Source organism: Bacillus sp. B19-2 (assembly GCF_022832475.1).
Classification (GTDB): Bacteria; Bacillota; Bacilli; order Bacillales; family Bacillaceae; genus Bacillus; species Bacillus paralicheniformis.
In genome coordinates, this window is sequence record NZ_JALHKQ010000007.1 from 1 (window position 1) to 23,333 (window position 23,333).

Genomic DNA, 23,333 nt, shown 5'->3' on the forward strand with positions numbered 1-23,333 from the left:
GCGCTGATCTTTAGAGTGCTTAGACAACATGGAAAAACCTCCAAAAACTAGATTTCACTCACATTTTAACAAAAAAAGCTTGTCGATCAAGCCACTTTTTATGGCTTTGTCGACAAGCTGACAGCTCTTCCTTTGAAGAGCTGTTTTTTTATGTCCTGTATAAAATTAACGCTGAAAAACAGTAAAGCTGTTCGCCTTGAGGATCGCATGCGGCTGATACGTCATATTTTATATCGACCAGCTGGTCTTCCGACAGCTTTTTTAAGAATTCATTGATCTCATGCTGCAAATCTTTTTCGTGTTCTTCATCAAATACGGCCACCTTCAGCATACGCTCTCTCCTTTCTATAATGAAAGGTATTCGCACACAGCCGAAGTTATGCTTAAAATCCTGAGCGAAAGAACCTTGAATGTCGCCGGCAGGACGCTCCGAACGTTTCCTGACATGTCATAATCCATTGCAATAAAAAGCTTCTTATCTGTACAGATAAGAAGCCGGACCCGCTATTTTGTTTTCGGCTTTGTGTTTCCGGTCCATTCGAGCATGCCGCCGACCATATTGGTGACATCAAAGCCTTTATCCTGCAAATAGAGGCAGACATTTTCGCTGCGCTTGCCTGATCGGCAGACAAAAATATAAGGCTGCTCCTTTTGAAAGACATCGAGTTTTTCAGGAATATCCCCCATTTTAATGTGAACGGCTTCAGGGATCATTCCTTCAGCCACCTCTTCATCTTCTCTGACGTCAATAATGTTCAGTGTTTCTCCTTTTGCAAGCCTGTCTTTCAGCTCATCAGGCGAAATCTCTTTTATCGTCATCGTTACTGCTCCCTTCAATTGCCTTTAGGTGAGACTATTATAGCAAAAGTCGGGAGGCAATTTCTATTTCAGCAGATTTTCTCTATCGTCCGCTGTCAGGAAACACAGATTTGCCTAATGGCTGAAATGATCCGTCCTGTGCTGCAGAATCGGCTGTGAAGCTTCCTCCTATCAGACAAACAAGCATGACGGCGAAAAAACAGATGGATTTTTTCATATGAGCTCCTCCTTCATTTTATATATTTGATTCTTGGCATGCTGCGATTTTTCCAAGTAAAGCGCGCTTTTTTCATGGTCGCCGGACTTCATGTAGTAATCGGCTATATCTTTTGTCAGTTCGGCAACATGCGGCCATAGTCGTTTATCGCTCATGTATTCAAGCGAAAGTTCAATATCGAGCGGATGGCCCGCGTCATACAGGGCGAAAATCAGCCTGAATTTCGCCGCATATTCATCTTCTCCTTGTTCGGCCGCTCTGGTAAATCCCTCTTTGCAGAGACGTCTCGCTTCTTCGGGAGAACCGTTTTTGTACATGAGGTGAGACAGCTCAAAAAGGGTGTTAATGCCAAAGACCGATTGCTCATGGACACCGATTGAAAGGGCTTTTCTAAAGTGCTCTTCCGCCAAAAGCGGCATGCTGCATTTGGCGTAGTTCAGACCCATATTATGATAGATCAGCCCGATGATTCGCCGGTTTTGGAGGGAAACGGCCTGATCAAGCGCCCGGCCGTAGTGTTCCTCGGCTTGTTTGATGCGGAACAGTTCAAACTGAACCGATCCGAGAATCATTTCGCACCCGATCGTTTTGTCTATGTATTCTTTATGCTTGCTGAAAAGTGAGAGCGCTTTTTCGGAGTAGTTCAACGATCTGAAATGATCATCTATTTGGTAGTAGGCGGTCGCGATTTTATAGTAAAATTCCGCTTTTTCAATTTCATCGGTCAGTTTATGCAGCTTCATTTCCGCTTTTTTGTAACAGCTGATCGCTTCAAGATAGTTTTTCTCATAAAACTCATACATGCCTGAAAAAAAGAAAAAATAGTACTGAATGATATCATCCGCGTTCTTAACCGTTTCCTTCTGCCTTTTAATCTTCCGGAAGAGCTCGGCTGATTCTGCAAACTGCTCCATCATCAATTTGCAGCGGTAGTCCAAAAGCTGAAAATAGAGCTCCAAATCTCTGTTTTTCTCCATTTTAGAAAGCAGGTTTCGGATCTCGTATCTCAAAGATACAGCCTGGAGCGCTTCATGGCGCTTGATCATGGTGTACCACTGATTCAAGAGCCCGGCCGCTTTTTCGTATGCCGCTTTCGCTTCCACTTCTTCATTCATCCTTTCTTCTTTTTAAAAACATAAAAATTAAATTTATTAACTTTATTTTACAGAAGATAATTGTTATTGGCAATTATTTTTATGAATAAGTGCAAGGAATGGCGTCAGCTCCAATATTTGAGCTGCCTTTCGAGGTTTTTGGCTGAAACAAGGCCTTTTTGGAATTGGTTCGGACAGGTGAGGTTGTATTTTTTAATTTTTAGGTTGATGGCATCGATCAGCGATTCGCGCTGATGCGATTTGATCGCTTTTTCAATCTCTTGTTTAATTTCCTTTTGCAGCTTCAGCCACTCCGGCAGATAACGGGCGTTTTTTAGAGTTGACGAAAGCGCATCCCCCTCGAGCGCCTCTTTGCTGAGCGGTCTTCCAAAACCGGGGAGGGACTTGAAGTCGTCTTTCTTTTCGCTCTCCTTTACGGCTTGATCAATCCAGTGAAGATATCGTTTTTCAAATTCTTCACTCATATGAGCCATCTCCTCTCATCACACCTGAAGCAAAGGGTCAGGTGTATCTTGTCGTGATGACGGTTTCCCTCTGTTCTGCGGCTTCCGCTTTTTTCAATACTTGATATGCCAGCCACATGACCGCATAGCTGAGCAGGCTGGCGCTGAAAAAAGGAACGATTCCTGGCAGAAAGGCAAAAGCGATATAAAGCACGGCAGTGACCGCCATCATCGTTAATGTATACTGTAAATACGATATGCCCAGAATCAGCGAAAACTTAAAATACATCCGCTTCTTCCAATCGAAATGGGCGAGCAGCGGGAACATATAAAACAGCATAATCAAAAACAAAAACCCAAAAATCATAATGACGAACCGGAGAACGTGCAATAGGAAATGCTCCGGATAAATAAAAGCAAGGTCAACATAAATGATGATGCCAACCGCCGCCAGAATAAGACCGATAACGTTGGAACGAAAAAACTCGCCGCGGTACGCCTGCCAAAACGTTTTAAATATCGGAATATCGGTTTTGCCCATAATCCATTTTCTCATCACGGAAAACAATGCAGTCGTCGCCGGCATAAACCCGAAGACGCCAAGGCCGAGCATCGTAAAAACAAACCACAGCAGATTGGCGTAAAAAAACTTCAGCACCCAATCACAAAAGCTCAGCACCCTTCCCATGGAAACACTTTGTTCCATGAATCCCCCCCCTTTATGTATATTGCCGGGTATACAGAAGTTCACTGATTCCTATCGGCTTTTTTTCTTTGATGGAGCGCCATAATGCCTCGCCGGCTGCAATTGAATAGGCGCCTGCTTCGGCACCGGCCAGAATGTCGTAATTCCTCAACGGGTCTCCTCCGCCAAACAGCTCTTCCAAAAGCAGCGGATCTCCTCCGCCATGCCCGCCGGGCTGCCTGACGACGCGAATCGTTTCTTTCGATTCAAACAGCGGATAATAATCGATGGTCTGTTCGGGAACTTCAAATGGAACCCTTGCCGGCGCATGATATTCCTGCGTTTCAAGCCTTCCCTTTGTCCCGTTGATTGCAAGCCGGTAGCCTTCATACGGGGCTGAAAAATGAACGGAGTAATTCAGCAGCGCCCCTTTGTCGTATTTCAAAACGGCTGCATACGTATCCTCGATATCGATTTCTTCATCGAAAATACACGCGTCAGGCCTGTAATCGGTATAGAGTAGATGCCGGCTTTCGTTGGTCTTGACATGATCGTCCTGCGGGTCGCCTGCCTGCCACCTCATATAATAGCGGCACTTCTTCTTGACATGGCATGTTCCGCAATAGCGTTTTTCCCCTTTTTCAGGATTCATTTCGCCGCCGGGCCCGTAGTAGTACAGGCCGCCATAGGCAAAAACCTCGCGAGGCGTTTGATCAAGCCACCAATTGACAAGGTCGAAATGATGGGTTGACTTATGGACGGAAAGCCCGCCGGAGTATGCTCTCATCCTGTTCCAACGTTTAAAATAGCTTGCGCCGTGATACGTATCGATGTACCAGTTCAAGTCAACCGACGTAATCGTGCCGAGCTTTCCTTCAAGTATCAGCTCTTTGATCTTGCGGTGGTACGGATTGCAGCGGTAATTAAACGTTACAGTCACTTTTCCTTTGCTCTCGGCTTCGGCTTTTAACACGGCTGCCGCATCCCGTGCCGTTGTCACCATCGGCTTTTCAGTGACCACATCGATATCCGCCTGTAAAGCGCCCAATATATAGCGGACATGCGTATCATCACGGCTTGCTACAATAATGGCGTCCGGCTTGATTTTGTCAAGCATTTCGGTAAACGCTTTCTCCTCGAAAAACGGGACAGGACGAAGCGCCGGAAACCTGTCTTTGCAGACTTCTTCCCTTAGCGGATCGCTGTCAAGGAGTGCAGCAATGCGGTGTTCTTCCCCGTATTTTCCCACTAGAGGCTCGATAAACATGTTAAAAGCGCGGCCGCTCAGACCGCATATCGCATATGTTTTCATCGGTTCCTCCCCCTTTCATTTTCAGCGAAGCGCTTCGATGAGTTCCGTCGCTTCAGGGGTTTTCTTCGCATAGACCGGTATGAAAGCTGCCATGTCTGTATTCAGCTGAAACGTATAGCCGTTCAAACGTTTTTCTCCTTTTTCAATGACAGCCGCATACAGCTGTACGTCCCCGTTTTTACCCGGAGCGCTGTACGGCTCTTTTTCTTCCGAGGCAACATTCAATGGCTGAAGTCCTTCGGGATCGTAAAAAGGTTTAAACATGTCTTCTGGAACGATAAACAGATCTCCTTCTTTCGCCGCAATTTCAACTAGAAGTTTTTCCGGTGCAGCCGGGAAAACGGTGATGTTGAGCTGTTCTTTTCCGGCAGCGCGCTGGACGTTTTCCTTTATTTCAGCCGGTGCATCCGAAAAGATCAATACGTCTGTTCCCCGGCTACCATCCTTTCCGCATGAGGAAAAAAGAAGCACTGCTGCAAATAGAAGGACGGAGAAAGCGAAGTTCTTCACTTCGCTGCCTCGCGGGAAAAGCGGCCGGTCTTTTCGAGTTCTACAAGAGCCATGATCAATGCGCCGACACCGTGAAGATCGTTGGTGCTTTTTTCCCGCCCGACATAATAATCGTATGTCCCTGCAGAAGTTCCGACGCAAATATCTTTTAAAAGCAAGCCTTCTTTTGCGCTCAGCTCGATTTTCTCTTCGACGAGTCCTTTGAAAGCCTTTGCGGCTCTATCAATATATGATGAATCGATATAGCCCATGCGAGCTCCTTTCGTCATCGCGTACATATACAAACACGAGCAGGAGCTTTCAAGCCAATTATCCGGAAGTCCGCCTTTATCGACAACCTGGTGCCATAACCCTGTGCGTTCATCTTGAAAATCGGCAATGCTTTTGACCATCTCTTGAAGCGCCCGGGTCCACTCCTGTCTTGTGTCATGCCCCTGCGGGAGCAGTTCGATCATATCGCTCAGTGCAAGCGCGTACCAGCCGATTGACCTTCCCCAAAATTCGGGAGAACAGCCTGAAACAGGGTCGGCCCAGGGCATTTCCCTCTTTTCATCCCACGCATGATAATATAATCCCGTCCTGCAGTCTTTCGTATGTTTTCTCATCAGTTTTTCCTCGAGGATGACCATATCGTACAGTTCAGGCTCATTGAACGCTCTTGCATACTTGAGTGCGAAAGGCCCTCCCATGTACAACCCGTCAAGCCACATTTGGTAAGGATATTTATCTTTATGCCAAAACCCGCCTTCTTCTGTTTGATTCAGCGTATCAAAAAGGCCCTTCAGCTTTTTGGCGGCTTTACGGTAGCGTTCATCGCCCGTTTCATCATACAAAGGATAAAGGATAAGTCCGGCTTGTATGGCGTCCAGTTCATCCCTCCTGAAATAAAAATTCCCGCAGCCGTCAATGAGCTCATCGGCGTATTCTTTTACATATTTGAAGTATGCTTCTTTCCCCGTTTCTTCCCAGAGGCGAATCAGTCCGCACAGAAATACGCCCTGATGGTAGTGCCAGCGTCCGGCCGGCGGCAGCTCCTTTGGTGTATACGCTTTCATTATTGTTTTGGCCGCTTCTTCGGCAATGTAAAGAGGCGTTTTTGTGATGAGAGATTGATTCATGTCATTCAATTCCTTTCATCAAAAAATATTAATATATTCCTTCTTCTCCAAATTTCTTCGCCATCCTGTTTGCAAATATGACAAGAATGAGACCGACAGCTGCTTTAAATAAACCGACGGCTGTACTGTAGCTGAACTGCCCCTGCTTTAATCCGGCCGTGTATACATACGTATCAAAGATCTCGGCCACTTCGCGGTTCGTTGCATTCAAAAGCAGATACACATGCTCAAAGCCGAGCTCGAGCGTATCGCCGATTTTCAAGATCAGCAAAACAACGATGACGCTTCTGATCGCAGGTAGTGTGACATGCCACATCCTCCTCAGGCGATTGGCCCCGTCCATTTTCGCCGCTTCGTAAAGCTGCGGATCGACAGCGGTAATCGCCGCCAAATAAATGATCGTTGACCAGCCGGCTTCCCTCCAGATGACCTGGAGAATGTACATCGGTCTGAACCAGCTTTCATTCAGCAAAAAGTTGATCTTTTCTCCGCCGAAGTAGGCGATAATCTCATTGATCAATCCTCCGTCAACCGTCAACAGGACGAATGAAAGCGATACGACAATGACCCATGACATAAAATGCGGAATATAGATCAGCGTCTGGACAAACTTTTTGAACAATGCGACTCTGACTTCATTCAATAAAAGCGCCAAAATAATCGGTATCGGAAAGAATACAACAAGGTTGAGGAAAAACAAAATCAATGTATTCTTCAGAAGCATAAAAAATGTCGGTTCGGTAAACAGCCTTTCAAAATGCTTAAAACCCACCCATTCGCTCCCCGTTATGCCGAGAAACGGCTGGTAATCCTGAAACGCTATGACAATCCCCCACATCGGCACATACTTAAAAAGCAAAAAATAAATCAGTCCCGGCAGAATCATCAAATATAAATATTTTTGCTGGAGAAGCTTTTCCCAAAAACGCGTCTTTCGTTTTTTTTCAACAATATGGGCCGGATTTTTTCCGGTCTGGACATCAGCTGCTTTCATAAACGGCCTCCCTTCGTGATGTTTGCTTTCACTTTATCCCACCATGAAAAAATAAATCTACAATCATATCATCACATCGGCCGCACCTCGCCCGGCAGCCGGAAAAACCTAATAAAATGAAACGATGGTTAGAAAATGATTATTGACAAATTCACACAAAAGTCGAATTAATTATATATGAACATCTCAAACGAAGATTTGTTGGGGGGGAATTTATGAAGAGAAAACAATATAAGTTTTACTATAAGCTGGTGACCTTCTTTCTCGTTCTCAGCACCATTCCAGTCATCATCGTCGGCTTTTTTTCCTATCAGAGATCAGCGGAAACCATTGAACAAAACGTTACAAACGAAAAGCTCCAAACCGTTGGCCAGACACAGCTAAATATCGAGCATATTTTAAAAACGGTTGACCATTCCTTCACCAATTACGTCCGTTCCTATCCTTTAATTCAGACACTCAGCCGCACCATTACACCAGAACGCTTTCAGCTGTATAACCAAATCAACAAGGAATTAAACGAACTGCAGACATTCGATACCGATCTGTCGGATATCACGCTGATCAGCCAAGAAAAAAAGTGGTATATCAACAATTCCGGTTTATATCCTTTAGATCAGGGAAAACAAGCCATCACGATCTCGCTTTACAACGCTTTAAAAAGCCGTTCCAGCTGGGTGCTTGAAAAAAACAACGATCTTGTCGCCACAAAAGAAGGGGCTTCGGGCAACTGCCTGTACAACGTCAATCTGGTCAAACAGCTTCCTCTGAACAGCATGGAAAACAGAGGCCTTGCGATCGCAAGCATTCCTTCTTGTTCACTTGTCAAGCGCATGCCTCATCATTCAAAAACAAACAGCATGATGGTGCTTGATGACAACGGACGGATCATCCTTCACTCAGACCCGTCAATGATTGGGCAATCGATCAAACAAGAGGATTATTTCAAAACGATCCACCGGCACCAGGACAAAAACGGCCAGTTTGATACAACAGTCAGCGACACCGCCTATAACATTACATACCAGAAATCAGATTACAATAATTGGATATACATTTCATTAACGACCATTCCGGAACTTTATCAGCAGACGGCATCAATCGGCTGGTTCACGTTTACGACCTGCGTTATTTTGTTAGCGCTTTCATATTTATTTTCCTGGTTTGGTTCACGTCATTTTTACAGGCCGATCAAGGTTTTGTACGAATCCGTCTCAGGCTTTTCTGCAGGGGCTGATTCAGGCCAAGAGAATCCGAAAAACGAATTTGAACTGATTGAACGGAATATTAAAGAGATGAAAAATAAAAACCATGATCTGAAGGTGCGCGTCGAACAGCAGGTCACCCAGCTGAAGCAGTATTTTTTAACAAGGCTTTTGCTCGGCAAACTGAGCGAAGAAGAAATCAAAGACCGTTTTACAGGGCTCGGCTTCCCTGAAGATTGGAGCCACCTGTCCGTTTTTGCCTTACAAATTGATACATTGAAAGACACGTCATATGAAAAAAAGGATCTTGATGTCCTGCTGTTTGCGATCAACAGTCTTGTCGAACGATCTGTGCCCAAGAATAAGCGCCTCCCTCCGGTTGTCATTGATAAAACGCAGACCATCATCATCCTGAACCGCGGACAGCCGCTGGACAGGTTTCAGGAGGACCTGGAACATACCGCATCAGCCATCAGGGATAAAATTCATGAAGAGCTTGGATTGTTCGTCAGCATCGGCATCAGCCAGCCGTTTACAAGTCTTGCAATGTCGAAGCGCGCTTACTTGGAAGGGCTTGAAGCGTTGACATACCGTCTGAAATCAGGAAAACACGCGGTGATTTTCTATGAGCATCTTGACCGCAACAAAGCGTTTTTAACCCAGTTTCCAAAGCAGATCCAAAATGAACTGTTTGAAGCCATTAAAACGTGCAACCGTAAACAAGCGGCCGAACAGCTTCATCTTCTCCTTGAATCGATTTGTTCTGAAAACATGAATCCGCATCACTGCCAGGTAGCGATTGCAAGGCTGTTGAACAACTTGATTGAATTTATGCATTTGCTCGGAATCGAGATTTTTGAACCGAACGAAAATACGATGCTGTACGACGACGTCTTTGAGCTGACGACGATCGAGGAGATCGAAAGCTGGCTGAACGCGCAGATCATCGTCAAAATGATCGATACACTCAGCATCAGAGAAGAATCGCAATACAAAAACATCTCAGAAAAAATCGTCCATATTATCCAGCAGGAATTCGACACGGACTTGACGCTCGAATCGATCGCAGGCAGGCTTCATTACAACCCCAACTATTTAAGCAGCATCTTCAGGAAAGAAATGAAAATATCGTTCAGCGAATACTTGTCATCCTACAGGCATCATATCGCGAAAAACTGGCTGACGGAAACGACGCTGTCCGTAAAAGAAATTTCCGAAAAACTGAAATACAAAAATCCGCAGAATTTCATCCGCTCATTTAAAAAGCTGGAAGGAATCACGCCCGGCAAATACCGCGAGCTGAAAAATCATTCGGCATAAAAAGACAATCCCGGCTTCCCGGGATTGTCTTCTATTTTTCCGCTTTTTTAAATGACTCCTCATATTCTTCTATGACTTGATCTCCGCCGTTCGACCGCCATTTTTCAACCGCTTTCTCGAACTGGCTTTCATCCGTTTTGCCGAGGATGAATTGATATGTGGCATCATCAATGATCTTTTGCAGTTCATCGCCTCTTTCAGATGCGGCCGGTGAGTACAAGCTTTCGGCCGGATTTGAGACGATGATCTCATTATTGTCCTCTGTCAGCTCTTCATATTTTGTGCGGAGCGGATCCCCCGTATTTTTCAAATATTGTTTATCAATGCCGACGAGAGAGACGAGCGGCTGGATTTCCGCCTGCCAGTCTTTCAGTTTCTCGTCGATCCGTTTGAATTGTTTATTCCCTTCTTTATTATAGTGAACGCCTTCAATCCCGTATGTCATCAGGCTGTAAACATCCTCTTCGGCGATCCGGTCGAAAAAGGCCAGAATCCTCTTCAGTTCTTTTTCTGTTTTGACGCTTGTTTTCGGGAAGGCAAAGATTCCGTTATGCCCGCCTGATGCCCAGACGCGTTCCTTTCCATCCGGCCCTTTGATCCGATTGATGATCTCAAGCTCCATTTTATCATCGACAGACTGGTCTCTTAAATTGACGGCATCGACCATATTTCCGACATAAATGCCGGCTTTCCCTTGTGAAAACATCTCCTGCTGCTGCGTTTTGCTCGTCACCGGGAAGTCTTTGTTGATCAGCCCTTCATCATACAGTTTTTTCATATATTTCATCGTGTCCATGTACTCTTTTGTCATGAAGTCAGGCGTGAACTTGCCGTCTTTTTCTTCCCAGTCAGTCGGCATGCCCATATAGGACCCCAATGTTTTAAAGGCGCCGTAGATCAAATCGTTTCTGTCGGCAAAGCCGATCGTATCGTTCTTTCCGTTTTGGTCAGGATCTTTTTCTGTAAATGCCTTCGCTGTTTCGTAAAGTTCATCAACCGTCTTCGGCATTTCGAGCCCAAGGTTGTCAAGCCAGTCTTTACGGATGACAACCCCCTGTCTTGATAACGGGCGCTCCCTGTAAATGCCGTAAAGCTTTCCGTCGATCGAAGCGTTTTTATTGATCAGCTTGTTCATCTTGCTTAAATTCGGATAATCCTTTAAATAAGGTCCGACCTCCCAAAACATCCCCGATCTGAACGCATTCATGACAGATGAATTTTTAATGTCCTGAATGGTGACGACTTTCGGCAGGTTTCCGGCGGCGAGCGCTGAGTTTAAGCGGTCTTCTTTTACCGCATCAGGCACCCACATTAAGTCGAGCTTTGTATTGGTGAGCTCCTCGATTTTTTTAATCGCCGTATCTTTCGGCGGCTGCTGATGATAAAGGATTACCATCCAGCTCAAGTCCAAAGGCGAGTTCAGATCGACTTTCTCATCCTTTGTAGAAGCCTGATCAGCTCCGCTGTTCGAACAGCCAAGCAGTCCGCCGGCTAAAAGCGCGAACGCAAAAATCGCGATCAGCCATTTTTTCCCCATATTGTCCCCTCCGTTTTTATCCTTTAATTGACCCTAAAAGAGCGCCTTTTGCAAAGTGCTTTTGAATAAACGGATACACGAGCAGCACCGGTATGGTTGCAACGACAATGACCGCCATTTTGATCGTTTGTTCCGGCGGCGCTGCGGCTGCTCCCATCTCCGTCATATCCCCTTGCATACCGCTTGATACGATGACAATCTGGCGAAGCAAAACTTGTATCGGCCATTTTGTCGCATCGCTCAAATACAGAATCGCCTGCATGTACGTATTCCAATAGGTGACGGCGTAAAACAGCGAAATTGTCGCAATCGCCGGCAAAGACAACGGAAGAATGATGCGGAAGAAAATGCCGATGTCATTGCAGCCGTCGATTTTGGCGGATTCCTCGAGGCTTGATGGTATGTTTTGAAAAAAGTTCTTTAAAATGATCAAGTTAAACGCATTGATAGCCGTCGGAAGAATCAGAGACCAATAGGTATCGAGCAATCCGAGCGATTTTACCACGAGAAAGGTCGGGATCATCCCTCCGCTGAACAGCATCGTGAACACGACCAAGAACATGAGGACGCGCCTTCCCATCAGCTCCCTTCTCGACAACCCGTATGCCATTAAAGAGGATAGAAACATGCTGACCGCTGTTCCTGCGGCTGTGACAAGAATAGAAATGATTAAGCTTCTGTACACAATGTCAGTTGAAAAAATATACCTGTACGCATCCAGCGAAAAAGTCGTCGGTATTAAGATAAACTTTTTTGAAATAACCTCTTCAACTGTCGCGAAAGAGGCTGCAATAACATGGATGAACGGCAGCACACAAACCAATCCGAACCCTGTTAAAAATGAATAATTCAATATGTCAAACATACGGCTTCCAGCAGAATGCCTGATCGTCATTTCCCCCTCCTTGTAAGCGCTGTCAAAATATTACGATATCGTGTCTAAAATGTAGCAAACAGAAAGGAGAGCGTCTATAATCATTTTTTAAGCAGGATCAGAAAAGCGGAGAAAAAGATCATCACCTTAGAAGATGATACGTCAGTCTTCATCAAGGATGTCTGAGGCGCTGACTTTCGGTTTGAACCCCAGTTCCCGAATGGCGGAATCGATCGACCACGGCCGCCCCTTATTGTCGCTGACAGCATAATATGTACCATATGTTTTGCCGGATTCGATTGCTGCTTTAAAAATCCCGATGAGGTCGGGGTGGGATAACAGCGTTTTTTGGCTCCTCGGTTTTGCGCGCAGCGTTTCTTGCTCATTTTCAGCGGCTGTCCCGATCCGCAGATTGATCACGGAAACCTTGGCGTCTAATTGGTGCGAGAAAAGGTAGCCGAGATTTTCGGACGCCAATTTTAGCAAGCCGTACAAGCTTTTCGACTGCGGGTAGTCATCCGTGTTGATCTGCCTCCCCAGCAGAGAATCGCCGTCCTTTTCATACACATCTGTCACATGGTTGCTGCTTGCAAAAACCACCTTCGGCACGCCGAGCTCCGCCGCCGCCCGCAAAATCGTATATGTCGCTTTAAAAAAGATATCCGTCATTTTCTCAAACTCCCGCCGATCAAGCAAATCGCCAGTCGGCTTGACAGCCAAAAGGTTGATCACCGCATCCGTATTCAGAGGAATGCTTTTCACGACTTCATTGTAATCTGTCGCATCCACCCGGACAAAGCGGACAGCCGGCTTTTCATCAGGTTCTTTTACATCCAGCACTGTCACCTCATATCCTTCGCCTGCCAATCCGCCCGCTAATACGCGACCGACCGTGCCGTTCCCTCCGATGATCGTCACCTTTTTCACAGTGATTCACCTCCTGGTTTACAGCCATGTTTTTAAGAAACCGATCGCTTTATGCCTCATTCCGGCTGTCTCGAAGTGCCCTGAATGAGAGCGAAACACTTCATAGCGTTCACCGGCGCCTTTTTCTTTATACACATCAGACAGCTTTTCTTCAATAAGGTCAATCCCTTGAACTGGCGTGAGCTTATCTGCGGTTCCGACGAGGCTTAAATGAGGCCTTGGAGCGATCAGGCTTTCGATTTGAGCGGTTGAAAAGTGCTTGACCAGCCCTGGAACATACGAATAGAGGTTGTGACGGTCCAAATTTTGCGTCTTAATTAATGTTTCGCTGTCCACCTGCGCGCATATATCAACGCATACGCTGACCCGTTCATCCAATGCAGCAGTCCACCAGGCCATCAGACCTCCCATCGACATGCCGAGTGAAGCGATGCGGCTTTCGTCTGTGTCCTCCCGCATGCTCAGGTAATCGATGGCTCTGATGCTGTCGAAGACCATCATTCCCCACATCACCCGCCCTGTCCAAAGCATTTCTTTAAATATCTCACTCTCCGTTTTGCCGCGCCTGTCTCCGAAAGCCCAATGGTCAATCGCAAGCACGGAAAATCCCAAGGCCGTCAATTCCTCGGCGAACGGCGGCATTTCCAAGTAATCCGCTCCTTCAATCAGCTCCTCCTTTCCCCTTTCGTAACGTCCTCCGTGTGAATGACAGTAAAGCACGGCCGGCCGCTTGCCGTTCATCTGTTTCGGTTTTGCAAAATAGGCCGGCACCGCTTCAATTCCGTTTAAATCAAGCAAAAGCGTTTCGAGAATAAAAGATGACTTTTCTTCAATTTTAAGAGTGCTTACATCAATGCTTTTTTTCCCCGGCAAATCGCCGAGCAGTTTGAAAAGTTGACTGCGCATCGTGTTCCCCTTTCTTTTTTCGTTTGGTTCATTAATACGATTTGAAAGGGCGTTTTACCTTTTTCCAGATGATAAGTTGACGGAAGTTCACCACAACCAAGGCGCTGGCAAGCATGATAAACAGTAAGACCCAGGGTGATGAAAACAAAAGAAGCAGTGAGAAGCACCCTATGAGAAAGAGGCAGCCTATTTTGTAAACGCGGCCGGATAGCAGCTTGTAAGCAGCGGCAAGACCGCACAGCGAGTTGCAGATGAAAAAGGCGTTTGCGATCAGGACCAGCGTCTCAACATTAAGAAAGTGAAACATCAGGCAGACGAAAACGACGGTATGGATGAAAAACATAAGCCCCAGCGCAGCCATCGGCTGATTTCCCCTTGATCTGCAGGCAAACAGCCCGCCGGCCTGCGATGCCACCAGCCTGGCTGCTCCGCCTGTCACCTGAAAATAAGCGCACATGCAGAGGACAGCGGTGAGCACTGCGATCACCGGCAATGCAAAAGATCCGAACAACGGCGTCAGCATCATCGCCAGCTTCAATTGTCCGTTTGCAAAGAATCTCGGATCAATCCATTGAACAGCTGCCGCAGTCGCCACATATATGATCGTTACCGTCAGGCTGCTGATCACGACGGCCCGGGGAATCGTTTTCCCGCGGTTTTTCACTTCCATGCTGTAGTTGCCGACGATTTCCCATCCGACCAATGCCCAGAACAGCAGCAGCAATCCGCGGCCAAAATCAGCAAACTGAAAGTTTCCGTCTACGAGCGGCCCCTCACGGAAGTAAGGCACAGAAGCCGCGCTGCTTCCAAACAGGATGAGGGCCGCGGCAGTGGAAAAAATGAGTGCAACCATGCCGACAAATGAAAGATTAAAGCAAAGGACTGCCATACAAAAGATAAAAAAAATGAAGCCGTACAGTTCGGCAGGGAACGCCGTACCGGCCGCAAGAGAATGAATATATTCGCCGACCGTCATTAATACGGCGGCGGGGCCGAAGCTCGCAGCCATGATAAAATAAAAGACTGCCAACTTTTTAACACGGGAACCGAACGCTTTTTCAGCCGCATAGGCAATCCCGGCATCATTCGGATACTCGACGCTCAATCTGGCAAAAATCCAGGCAAATAAAAAACCGATTCCCAACATCAACAGCCATGCAAAAATCGCATAGTCCCCCGCTGTCTGATGAATCATCGGCGGCAGCAGAATGATTCCGGATCCTAAAATGGGTCCCGTCATCAGCCCGCTTAATAATAAAGGGCCAAGCTTTTTTTCTCTCATACTGATACAATCCTTTCGCAAAGTCGTTTAAAATGATTGTAATCTTGTTTAATTCATCAGTAAAATAGATATTATCGATCTGTAACTTCGAATTTTTCGATATAAGATAAAAAAGGGGGATGACGAGATGGAGATCCGACATTTGAAAACATTCAAAACCATCGTCGATATCGGCGGTTTTACCCGTGCTGCCGATTATTTGGGATATGCGCAGTCCACTGTGACTTCGCACGTTCAAGCAATCGAACAAGAATTAAGAAAGCCGCTGTTCTACAGGCTGGGGAAAAAAATGATGCTGACGGAAGCGGGAAAACACCTTCTCCCTTATGCCGCAGAAATGGTCGAACTGTATGAAAAAGCGAGGCACATTCCGGAAAACGACCAGGAGCCGTCGGGAAACTTGATCATCGGCGCCTCGGAATCTTTAACGGTTTACAGATTGCCTGCCATTCTTCACGAATTTACTAACAAATATCCGCAGGTCACGGTCACATTAAAGTCTTCCACGTGCTGGCAGCTGAGAGACGAATTGAAGCAGGGAAAAATCGATGTCGCTTTTCTTTTGGACAACGATCGGAAAGAAAACGACCTTCATGTTGAAAAGCTGGTCAATGAGCCGATGGTGTTCATCTTTCCCAAGGAACACCCGGCAGGACAAAAGGCCCTTGATGATTTGACTTTTACCGCAAATGAAACGTTTTTATATACGGAGCACGGCTGCAGCTACCGTGATTTTTTTGAGGAGTATTTACGTCAAAGGGGAGTCATTGCCGACCATACGATGGAGTTTTGGAGTGTCGAAGCGATTAAACAGTGCGTGATGTGCGGTTTAGGCGTATCCCTTCTTCCTTTGATCACAACGCGCACTGATATCGAAGAAGGAAAGCTTCAGGGCACGCTGGTCCGCGACGCCCTGTTTTCCACTCAAATGGCGTATCATAAAAACAAATGGCTTTCTCCTGCAATGGCGGCCTTTACAGATATCGTCCGCACGAAAGCAAGAGACTGGGCACAGGCAGAACGTTCCTATATCTAAATGCCTTCGGTATTCATCAGCACGATCCGCCAGCCGTCCGGATCTTCCACCGTTGCCCCTTTGTCGTTCCAATACGGATTTTCTGGCGGCACTTCGTGATGGCCCATGTCAGCGAGCCTTTTTAAAATACTCTTGATTTCCTTCTGATCAGGAATATAAAAGACGAGCAGATTGTCTTTGGTCGGTGCCGGGCAAGGGCTGCCTCCGATATGGGAGGTGAATTCAAGGTGATATTGGACATTCGGCAGGCCGAACATGACGCCACGATACCCTTGATGTCCGGAAAAACCGCCAAGCTTTTTCAGGCCCAGCCCCTTTTCGTAAAACGTAACGATTTCGTCAAAACGGTCTGTAGGCCGGGCAATTCTGACCTGTACGGCGGAAAAATCGGAAAAATGCATCATCATCATCTCCTTTTTTCCATTTTAAGCGGTCATGGATCATTTGAAACGAAGCGAACGACTGAAATATTTTCATCCTTTCGGCGGAATGACAAAAAAGCCCCTTCGGATTGAAGGGGCTTTCGCCATTAATTTGCGACAATATTGACAAGCTTTCCAGGTACAGCGATCACTTTTCTGATCGTTTTTCCTTCGAGCTGTTCTTTTACTTTTTCATTGTTTTTCGCCAGCTCTTCAAGCTGTTCTTTGTCGGCGTCGGCTGGAACGTTCAGCTTCGCTTTCACCTTTCCGTTCAGCTGAACGACGATTTCGACTTCGTCATCAACGAGCTTTGCTTCATCATAGACAGGCCATGCTTCATATGTGATCGTTTCCTCATGTCCAAGTCGGCTCCACAGCTCTTCAGCCAAGTGAGGCGCGACAGGAGACAGCAATTTCACGAAGCCTTCCATGTATTCTTTCGGAAGCTGATCAGCTTTATATGCTTCATTGATGAAGACCATCAGCTGAGAAATACCTGTATTGAAGCGTAGACCTTCGAAATGGTCTGTCACTTTCATGACCGTTTCATGGTAGACGCGCTCAAGCGTTTCGCCGGCTCCTTCAACGATCTTCTCGTTTAACCCGCCATTGTCATCGATGAACAGACGCCATACGCGGTCAAGGAAGCGGCGGGCGCCGTCAAGTCCTGTCGTTGACCAGGCGATCGATGCATCCAAAGGCCCCATGAACATTTCGTACAGCCGGAGCGTGTCCGCGCCATGCGTCTCCACTATTTCGTCCGGATTGACGACATTGCCTTTCGATTTGCTCATTTTTTCGTTGTTTTCACCAAGAATCATTCCTTGGTTATAAAGCTGTTTGAACGGCTCTTTCGTCGGAACGACCCCGATGTCATAAAGGAATTTATGCCAGAAGCGCGCATACAATAAGTGAAGAACCGCGTGTTCCGCCCCTCCGATATACATATCGACAGGAAGCCATTCCTTTAATTTTTCAGGGGAAGCCAGTTCGTTCGGGTTTTTCGGATCGATGTAGCGCAGGAAGTACCAGCAGCTTCCCGCCCATTGCGGCATCGTATTCGTTTCGCGTCTTCCCTTTTTGCCTGTTTGAGGATCTGTCACTTCCACCCATTCTTTAATGTTCGCAAGAGGAGACTCACCCGTTCCGCTCGGTTTGATTTCCGACGTTTTCGGCAAGATCAGCGGCAGCTCTTCTTCAGGAACCGGAGTCGATGTGCCGTCTTCCCAATGGATGACCGGGATCGGCTCGCCCCAGTAGCGCTGACGGCTGAACAACCAATCGCGGAGGCGGTATGTTATCTTTTTCTCGCCCTTTCCGTTTTCATCAAGCCACTGGATCATTTTTTCGATCGCAGCCGCTTTATCAAGGCCGTTCAGAAAGTCTGAATGGATGTGTTCGCCGTCGCCTGTATATGCTTCTTTCTCAACATCTCCGCCTTTGACGACTTCTTTGATCGGCAGCCCGAATGCAGATGCGAATTCGTGGTCCCGCTCATCATGGGCAGGAACCGCCATGACCGCCCCGGTCCCGTATGTAGCCAAGACATAGTCCGCAATCCAGACCGGAATTTTTTCTCCGTTTGCCGGATTGACCGCATAAGCACCTGTGAAGACGCCTGTTTTTGTTTTCGCAAGGTCTGTCCGCTCCAAGTCGCTCTTTGATTGAACTTCTTCGATATAGGCGTCGACTGCGTCTTTCTGTTCAGGCGTCGTGATTTTTTGAACCAGATCGTGCTCCGGAGCCAAAACGGCATATGTCGCACCGAATAATGTGTCAGGCCGCGTTGTGAAAACCGTAAACGTTTCGTCTGTGCCGTCGACCGCAAAATGAACATGCGCCCCTTCGGAACGGCCGATCCAGTTGCGCTGCATCTCTTTAATGCTTTCCGGCCAGTCGAGTTCTTCCAGATCTTCAAGCAGGCGGTCGGCATAAGCGGTAATCTTCAGCATCCACTGCTTCATTGGACGGCGTTCTACAGGATGGCCGCCGCGTTCGCTTTTGCCGTCGATGACTTCTTCATTGGCAAGAACGGTTCCAAGCGCAGGACACCAGTTTACAGGGACTTCATCTACATAAGCGAGACCTTTTTCGTAAAGCTTTAAGAAAATCCACTGCGTCCATTTATAGTAGTCCGGATCTGTTGTATTGACTTCTCTGTCCCAGTCATACGAAAAGCCGAGCGCTCTGATCTGACGGCGGAAGTTGGCAATGTTCTGCTCGGTAAAGACGGCAGGATCGTTTCCCGTATCCAGCGCATATTGTTCCGCAGGAAGCCCGAATGCATCCCAGCCCATCGGATGGAGGACATTGTACCCTTGCATCCGTTTCATGCGGGACAAAATGTCGGTCGCCGTATAGCCTTCAGGGTGTCCGACGTGAAGGCCTGCGCCTGACGGATACGGAAACATGTCCAATGCATAAAATTTCGGTTTCGATTTATCTTCACGCGTGGCAAACGTTTTATTTTTCAGCCAATAGTCCTGCCACTTTTTCTCGATTGTTTGATGGTCAAAACTCAATTGTAAAAACCTCCTTTGAATATGAGTACGGCTCCTTTGTCTTCAAGTATGGACGGGACTGGCAGCGTTATATTCAGATTATTCTAAAATCAAAAAAACTCTCCCATCCCTAAGAAGGGACGAGAGATTTCCCGCGGTACCACCCTTGTTAGTGTGCATGCGGCACACTCACTTGATATCTGTAACGCAGATACGCGGCAGCAGCTCATCACTGCTGCAACTCTGAGGCGAGTTCGGAAGCTCATTTGATTGACTTTCACCAGCCGTCAACTCTCTGAAACAAAATGGGCTTCTTACTGCTCCTCTTCACTGTTCTTGCCGTAACCGTAATCTTATCTGTATTTTATAGAATTCTGTTCATAAGTGCAAGCAGGTTTGTATACAATGGGAATGTGCTGAAAAAAGGGTAAGAGTGAGGATCTTAATCGTGTGGAGATTTGTTTTGCCGTTCGGAGTTCTGTACATTTGCCTGCTGTTCTCTGACAAAGTCAAAGCTTCTCAATACAGCTTCACCGCCGTAGCCGGCAATGATCGATAAAACGACAAGCTGAATTCCAGAATCAGGTTCCGCAGATAAAACAAGCAAAATAGAAGCAACCATTCCGACAAGAATATCTTCAAAAAATCCAAGGTAAATGAATCGTTTCGTTGTTCTCGGTTTCTCGAGGCGTCCTCTTTTTTTAACGTGCCCGAGAACCCCCATAATCCCTCCAATCAAACAAGCAACCAAAACTTGATGCAGCATCTTCATCACCTTCCTAAAGCCCTTAGTTTAGTCAAGCGACTTCAGGCCATCGAGCAGCCCCCCCTAGACCCCTTGCGATGATATTCGATACTACCATACAGAAAATGTGTTCTGTCTGAGAAGAAAAAAAGCTTGTTTCTTCCATTATATGTGAAGATTTGGTTGATAATCTTGATTCCTTCGATTCATTTTCGCATAATTACAATTACCTATTTTTTCTATATCACTCATGCATCTGATTGAGCGGAGAGCTGCTTTTCCTTCCTGTCGTATAAAAACGCCGTTCCTATTGCGATCAGCAGCAATACGAGCAGAACCGCGAGCAAAAGCTGCATATTAAAATAATCAACCAGCATTCCGCCAAAAAGCGGCCCGATCATTCTTCCGCCAGTCGCCATACTGTTGACAAACCCTTGATAAAACCCTTCTTTCCCCCTCGGAGCGAGACGGTTTGCGATTGTCGGCACTGCCGGCCATACAAGCATTTCGCCAATGGTCAGCACAACCATCGCGGCAAGAAACGCCGGAAACCGTTCAGCGCCAAACAAAATTCCGTATGCCATCATAAAAATGACAAATCCGATCACGATTTGGTTTTTCAGCGATTCGGCAAACCGTTTCACAAAAAAACCGATCAGCGGCTGGCCGAAAACAATGAGCGCACCGTTCACTGTCCAAAGCACGCTGTACTGCCCAAGAGATATCCCCAGCTCCTGGGTGTGTGAAGCGATGGTCGAGGACCATTGCGAATAAGCGACCCAGCCGAGCAGATAGCCCGTACATATAACCAAAAGCGCGGAAAATCTCGATTTCCCGCTGACTGAATCGGCATGATCCAAAACAGAAGACTGCATGGCTTTTTCAGAGCGGATGCGCCTAAATCCGAAAATCGCAATCATGAAAAAGACGGCATACAGCATCGCATTCGCCAGAAAAACATACGTAAATGAAAAAGACGCGACAATTCCGCCGAGCGCTGAACCGACTGCCACCCCTGCATTTTGCGCCACGTATACAGCATTGAACGGCTTTCTGCCGCCTTCCGGCCAAACCGAGCCGGCCATTGCATAGCATGCCGGAAACACGATCCCTGATCCAAAACCGGCCAATGTTAAGAAAAGAATGTATTGGAACCAATCGTGAAAAAAGACGAGGCCTGAAAGGCTCGCAAATGTAATCACAATTCCAAGAACGACCGTTTTAAATCCGCCGATTTTATCGAATAGATATCCCCCGAACAGGTTGCCCAGCACATTTGCCCCTGAGTTCAGCATCAGCACAAATCCGGCCGCTGTCAGCGACTTTCCCAAATGCTGATGGATATAAATGGTATTCAACGGCCATAAAAAAGATGCCCCTGTGACATTGATAAACATTCCGATGACCAAAAGCCATAATGTGCGCGGCATAGCGTTTCCTTCTTTCTCTTTAGCATTCCCTCTAGATTCTATTCGTTTTGCCCATTTTTTTCAATTGACACGATTTCGATTTTCAACATAAAAAACCCCCTTTTTAAAGGGGGAATTTTTTATGATTGCGTCATCCATTTCGGCTTTCCGAAACCGGCGAACTCCCGATCAATCGCATCTTCGAAAGCTTTGGATTTGACCGCTTCTTTGAGATCTTTGGCGAATGGCTTGTTCTTGTTTTTTTCATCCACTACCACTTGATTGCGGTAGCGGTCAGGCATGTTCTCAAGCGCCAGCGCGTCCTGCAGCTTCATATTGGCAGAGAGAGCGAAATTGCCCGGGACAGCCGCGATATCCAGGTCATCGACAGCTCTTGGAAGATTGGCGGATTCAAGCTGTTTAAATGTCAGCTTTTTCGGATTTTCCTCAATATCCTGCACAGAGGCTTTCAATGTGTCGACATCGCTTTTCAGCCGAATCAGCCCCTGATCCTGAAGCGTTAAAAATGCCCTGGCGGCATTGGCTGGATCGTTTGGAACAGCCACTTCCGCCCCGTTTTTGACATCGTTCAAGTCGTTATATTTGGCAGAATAGAGACCCATCGGAGCGGTCGGCACAGAAATGAGCGCCGCAAGATGTTTATTGTTTTCTTGATTGTATGATTTCATAAAAACCTCATGCTGAAACAAATTGGCGTCGAGTTCGCCTTCGCTTAATGCCGTGTTCGGCTGTACATAATCGGTGAATTCGACAACTTCAACTTTGTAGCCTTTTTTCTCAAGTTCAGGCTGAATCGCTTTTTTGACCATATCGTAATACGGTCCTGCAGTAGCGCCTATTTTGATCGTTTTACCGTCGCTTTCGGCATTGTTTCCGCACGCGGCCAGAAGCGCCAGGCTCAAGGCCAGTCCCAGCGCAAAAGTCCATTTTAATAACTTGTTCATGTATATCTCCTCCTCCAAAATAAAAAAACTCTTTCAGCCGCCTGAAAGAGTTGTTCAACTTATCTTTCAGAATGCGCCTGACATTCTGCTGGATTTAGCACCTTGCTCTGCTGCAGGTTGCTGAGATTTCGCCGGGCCAGTCCCTCCATCTCTCTTTATAAGCTGCATATTCGGTTTTTAAATGATTTCTCTATTTTACGTTTGAATATTTAGATTTGCAAGAAGTTTTTTAGTATAAACATTTTTTTCTTTTTAAGCTAAAATATAGTTATCAAACACGAAAGGAGACGAATTATGGAATCTATCATGCTGATCGGGTTTTTATCCTTCCTTTTTTCCATCTGCTATCTTGCCTTTCATTTTATCAGAAGAATCTTTTCTCCAGGCAAAAAATTTTCCAGAAAACTCTTTTATCCTTGTTTTGCAGGCGGACTTCTCCTCCTGATCATCTCTCTTCCTTATTACGATGAGGAAACATATGCCGTCGATGAGACAAAAACAGAGGACCTGACAACCGAGCTTCAGGAACTGAAAACTGAACACAGCGCTGTACAAAAGGAGCAAACCGCATTAAAGCAGCAGCTCAATCAAGCAAATGAAAAACTGAAAGCAGTCAAAACGGAGAATGACACATTAAAAAAAGAAAACGAAAAACTGACAAAAGAAAAAGACTCGCTTACGAAAAAAACAAAATCGCTGTCAGAAAAACTGGCCAAGGCTGAAGAAAAAAGCGGCAGTGCCGAAGCCACTGTAAAAGAAAAGAACACCGCCGCTCAGGCCGGAACGTCACACAGCGCGCCCGCCGCTAAGAAAAGCAGCGGTGAAAGCACACAGGAGTGCAAAATTAAAGGAAGCGTCAACCATATTTATCATACACCGGGAAGTACATATTATGACCGCACGAAAAACGTCGCCCGTTGGTTCTGCACAGAACAGGAGGCACGTGATGCGGGATACAGACCTCCGAAACGTTAAAAAGCCGGCTGTATGC

23 protein-coding genes, 1 riboswitch and 1 other annotated feature are annotated in these 23,333 nt (G+C 46.5%); of the genes, 3 read left to right on the forward strand and 20 right to left on the reverse strand.

The window, feature by feature from the left end; all coding sequences use genetic code 11:
* Positions 1 to 148: 148 nt before the first annotated feature.
* The 10 genes from MST20_RS19550 to MST20_RS19590 form a co-directional block, all read right to left on the reverse strand.
* On the reverse strand, positions 149 to 331 hold the full coding sequence (locus MST20_RS19550) for a sporulation protein Cse60 (RefSeq protein WP_003184510.1): 183 nt from the start codon (positions 329 to 331) through the stop codon (positions 149 to 151).
* Positions 332 to 504: 173 nt separating this feature from the next.
* Entirely contained in the window at positions 505 to 819 is a 315-nt protein-coding gene (locus MST20_RS19555; RefSeq protein WP_165427829.1) for a rhodanese-like domain-containing protein, read from the reverse strand.
* Between the two features lie 82 nt (positions 820 to 901).
* On the reverse strand, positions 902 to 1,036 hold the full coding sequence (locus tag MST20_RS21220; protein WP_256700609.1) for a hypothetical protein: 135 nt from the start codon (positions 1,034 to 1,036) through the stop codon (positions 902 to 904).
* Entirely contained in the window at positions 1,033 to 2,151 is a 1,119-nt protein-coding gene (locus tag MST20_RS19560) for a response regulator aspartate phosphatase (protein ID WP_205689324.1), read from the reverse strand. Before MST20_RS19560 ends, MST20_RS21220 begins: the two co-directional genes overlap by 4 nt.
* A 104-nt stretch (positions 2,152 to 2,255) precedes the next feature.
* Complete coding sequence (locus MST20_RS19565) at positions 2,256 to 2,615, reverse strand: DnaJ family domain-containing protein (protein ID WP_243944328.1); 360 nt, start codon at positions 2,613 to 2,615, stop codon at positions 2,256 to 2,258.
* Between the two features lie 37 nt (positions 2,616 to 2,652).
* Entirely contained in the window at positions 2,653 to 3,300 is a 648-nt protein-coding gene (locus tag MST20_RS19570) for a YesL family protein (protein ID WP_243944330.1), read from the reverse strand.
* 13 nt (positions 3,301 to 3,313) lie between these two features.
* Positions 3,314 to 4,591, reverse strand: a complete 1,278-nt coding sequence (locus MST20_RS19575) for a Gfo/Idh/MocA family oxidoreductase (RefSeq protein ID WP_165427831.1) — start codon at positions 4,589 to 4,591, stop codon at positions 3,314 to 3,316.
* A 21-nt stretch (positions 4,592 to 4,612) separates the two neighbouring features.
* Positions 4,613 to 5,101 (reverse strand): lipoprotein YteS, encoded by a 489-nt coding sequence (locus tag MST20_RS19580; protein ID WP_243944332.1) that lies wholly within the window; start codon positions 5,099 to 5,101, stop codon positions 4,613 to 4,615.
* The gene (locus tag MST20_RS19585) at positions 5,098 to 6,219 is read right to left on the reverse strand and encodes a glycoside hydrolase family 88/105 protein (RefSeq protein ID WP_075751893.1); all 1,122 of its coding nucleotides are present in this window, start codon (positions 6,217 to 6,219) and stop codon (positions 5,098 to 5,100) included. The genes MST20_RS19580 and MST20_RS19585 overlap by 4 nt, the downstream gene beginning before the upstream one ends.
* Positions 6,220 to 6,247: 28 nt before the next feature.
* Positions 6,248 to 7,213, reverse strand: coding sequence for an ABC transporter permease (locus MST20_RS19590; protein ID WP_020452644.1), 966 nt, complete (start codon positions 7,211 to 7,213; stop codon positions 6,248 to 6,250).
* A 215-nt stretch (positions 7,214 to 7,428) separates the two neighbouring features.
* Between MST20_RS19590 and MST20_RS19595 the strand changes: the two genes are divergently transcribed.
* Positions 7,429 to 9,738, forward strand: a complete 2,310-nt coding sequence (locus MST20_RS19595) for a helix-turn-helix domain-containing protein (RefSeq protein ID WP_243944334.1) — start codon at positions 7,429 to 7,431, stop codon at positions 9,736 to 9,738.
* 31 nt (positions 9,739 to 9,769) lie between these two features.
* Here MST20_RS19595 and MST20_RS19600 read toward each other — a convergent pair whose 3' ends face one another.
* From MST20_RS19600 to MST20_RS19620, 5 genes are all read right to left on the reverse strand, one after another.
* Complete coding sequence (locus MST20_RS19600; RefSeq protein ID WP_243944335.1) at positions 9,770 to 11,275, reverse strand: extracellular solute-binding protein; 1,506 nt, start codon at positions 11,273 to 11,275, stop codon at positions 9,770 to 9,772.
* A gap of 16 nt (positions 11,276 to 11,291) precedes the next feature.
* Positions 11,292 to 12,170, reverse strand: coding sequence for a carbohydrate ABC transporter permease (locus tag MST20_RS19605; RefSeq protein ID WP_243944337.1), 879 nt, complete (start codon positions 12,168 to 12,170; stop codon positions 11,292 to 11,294).
* A gap of 141 nt (positions 12,171 to 12,311) precedes the next feature.
* The gene (locus tag MST20_RS19610) at positions 12,312 to 13,076 is read right to left on the reverse strand and encodes an NAD-dependent epimerase/dehydratase family protein (protein WP_243944339.1); all 765 of its coding nucleotides are present in this window, start codon (positions 13,074 to 13,076) and stop codon (positions 12,312 to 12,314) included.
* Between the two features lie 18 nt (positions 13,077 to 13,094).
* Positions 13,095 to 13,982 (reverse strand): dienelactone hydrolase family protein, encoded by an 888-nt coding sequence (locus MST20_RS19615; RefSeq protein WP_243944341.1) that lies wholly within the window; start codon positions 13,980 to 13,982, stop codon positions 13,095 to 13,097.
* A 31-nt stretch (positions 13,983 to 14,013) separates the two neighbouring features.
* The gene (locus tag MST20_RS19620) at positions 14,014 to 15,264 is read right to left on the reverse strand and encodes an APC family permease (protein WP_243944343.1); all 1,251 of its coding nucleotides are present in this window, start codon (positions 15,262 to 15,264) and stop codon (positions 14,014 to 14,016) included.
* A 127-nt stretch (positions 15,265 to 15,391) separates the two neighbouring features.
* Between MST20_RS19620 and MST20_RS19625 the strand changes: the two genes are divergently transcribed.
* Positions 15,392 to 16,300 carry a LysR family transcriptional regulator gene (locus MST20_RS19625; protein ID WP_243944345.1) on the forward strand — a complete coding sequence of 303 codons (909 nt, stop codon included), beginning with the start codon at positions 15,392 to 15,394 and terminating at the stop codon, positions 16,298 to 16,300.
* On the opposite strand, the gene MST20_RS19630 is transcribed toward MST20_RS19625, so the two are convergent.
* The 5 genes from MST20_RS19630 to MST20_RS19650 form a co-directional block, all read right to left on the reverse strand.
* Entirely contained in the window at positions 16,297 to 16,704 is a 408-nt protein-coding gene (locus tag MST20_RS19630; protein WP_243944347.1) for a VOC family protein, read from the reverse strand. The two genes, MST20_RS19625 and MST20_RS19630, sit on opposite strands and share 4 nt — an antisense overlap.
* Before the next feature lie 125 nt (positions 16,705 to 16,829).
* On the reverse strand, positions 16,830 to 19,244 hold the full coding sequence (leuS, locus tag MST20_RS19635; protein WP_243944349.1) for a leucine--tRNA ligase: 2,415 nt from the start codon (positions 19,242 to 19,244) through the stop codon (positions 16,830 to 16,832).
* Between the two features lie 112 nt (positions 19,245 to 19,356).
* Positions 19,357 to 19,563 (reverse strand) — a binding site (T-box leader).
* 102 nt (positions 19,564 to 19,665) lie between these two features.
* Positions 19,666 to 19,995 carry a DUF4257 domain-containing protein gene (locus MST20_RS19640; protein ID WP_016885609.1) on the reverse strand — a complete coding sequence of 110 codons (330 nt, stop codon included), beginning with the start codon at positions 19,993 to 19,995 and terminating at the stop codon, positions 19,666 to 19,668.
* A gap of 221 nt (positions 19,996 to 20,216) precedes the next feature.
* Positions 20,217 to 21,398 carry an MDR family MFS transporter gene (locus tag MST20_RS19645; RefSeq protein ID WP_243944351.1) on the reverse strand — a complete coding sequence of 394 codons (1,182 nt, stop codon included), beginning with the start codon at positions 21,396 to 21,398 and terminating at the stop codon, positions 20,217 to 20,219.
* A gap of 119 nt (positions 21,399 to 21,517) precedes the next feature.
* The gene (locus MST20_RS19650) at positions 21,518 to 22,342 is read right to left on the reverse strand and encodes a MetQ/NlpA family ABC transporter substrate-binding protein (RefSeq protein ID WP_243944353.1); all 825 of its coding nucleotides are present in this window, start codon (positions 22,340 to 22,342) and stop codon (positions 21,518 to 21,520) included.
* Between the two features lie 56 nt (positions 22,343 to 22,398).
* Positions 22,399 to 22,506, reverse strand: a riboswitch (SAM riboswitch).
* Positions 22,507 to 22,636: 130 nt separating this feature from the next.
* Between MST20_RS19650 and MST20_RS19655 the strand changes: the two genes are divergently transcribed.
* Entirely contained in the window at positions 22,637 to 23,317 is a 681-nt protein-coding gene (locus MST20_RS19655) for a sunset domain-containing protein (RefSeq protein ID WP_243944355.1), read from the forward strand.
* Positions 23,318 to 23,333 lie beyond the last annotated feature (16 nt).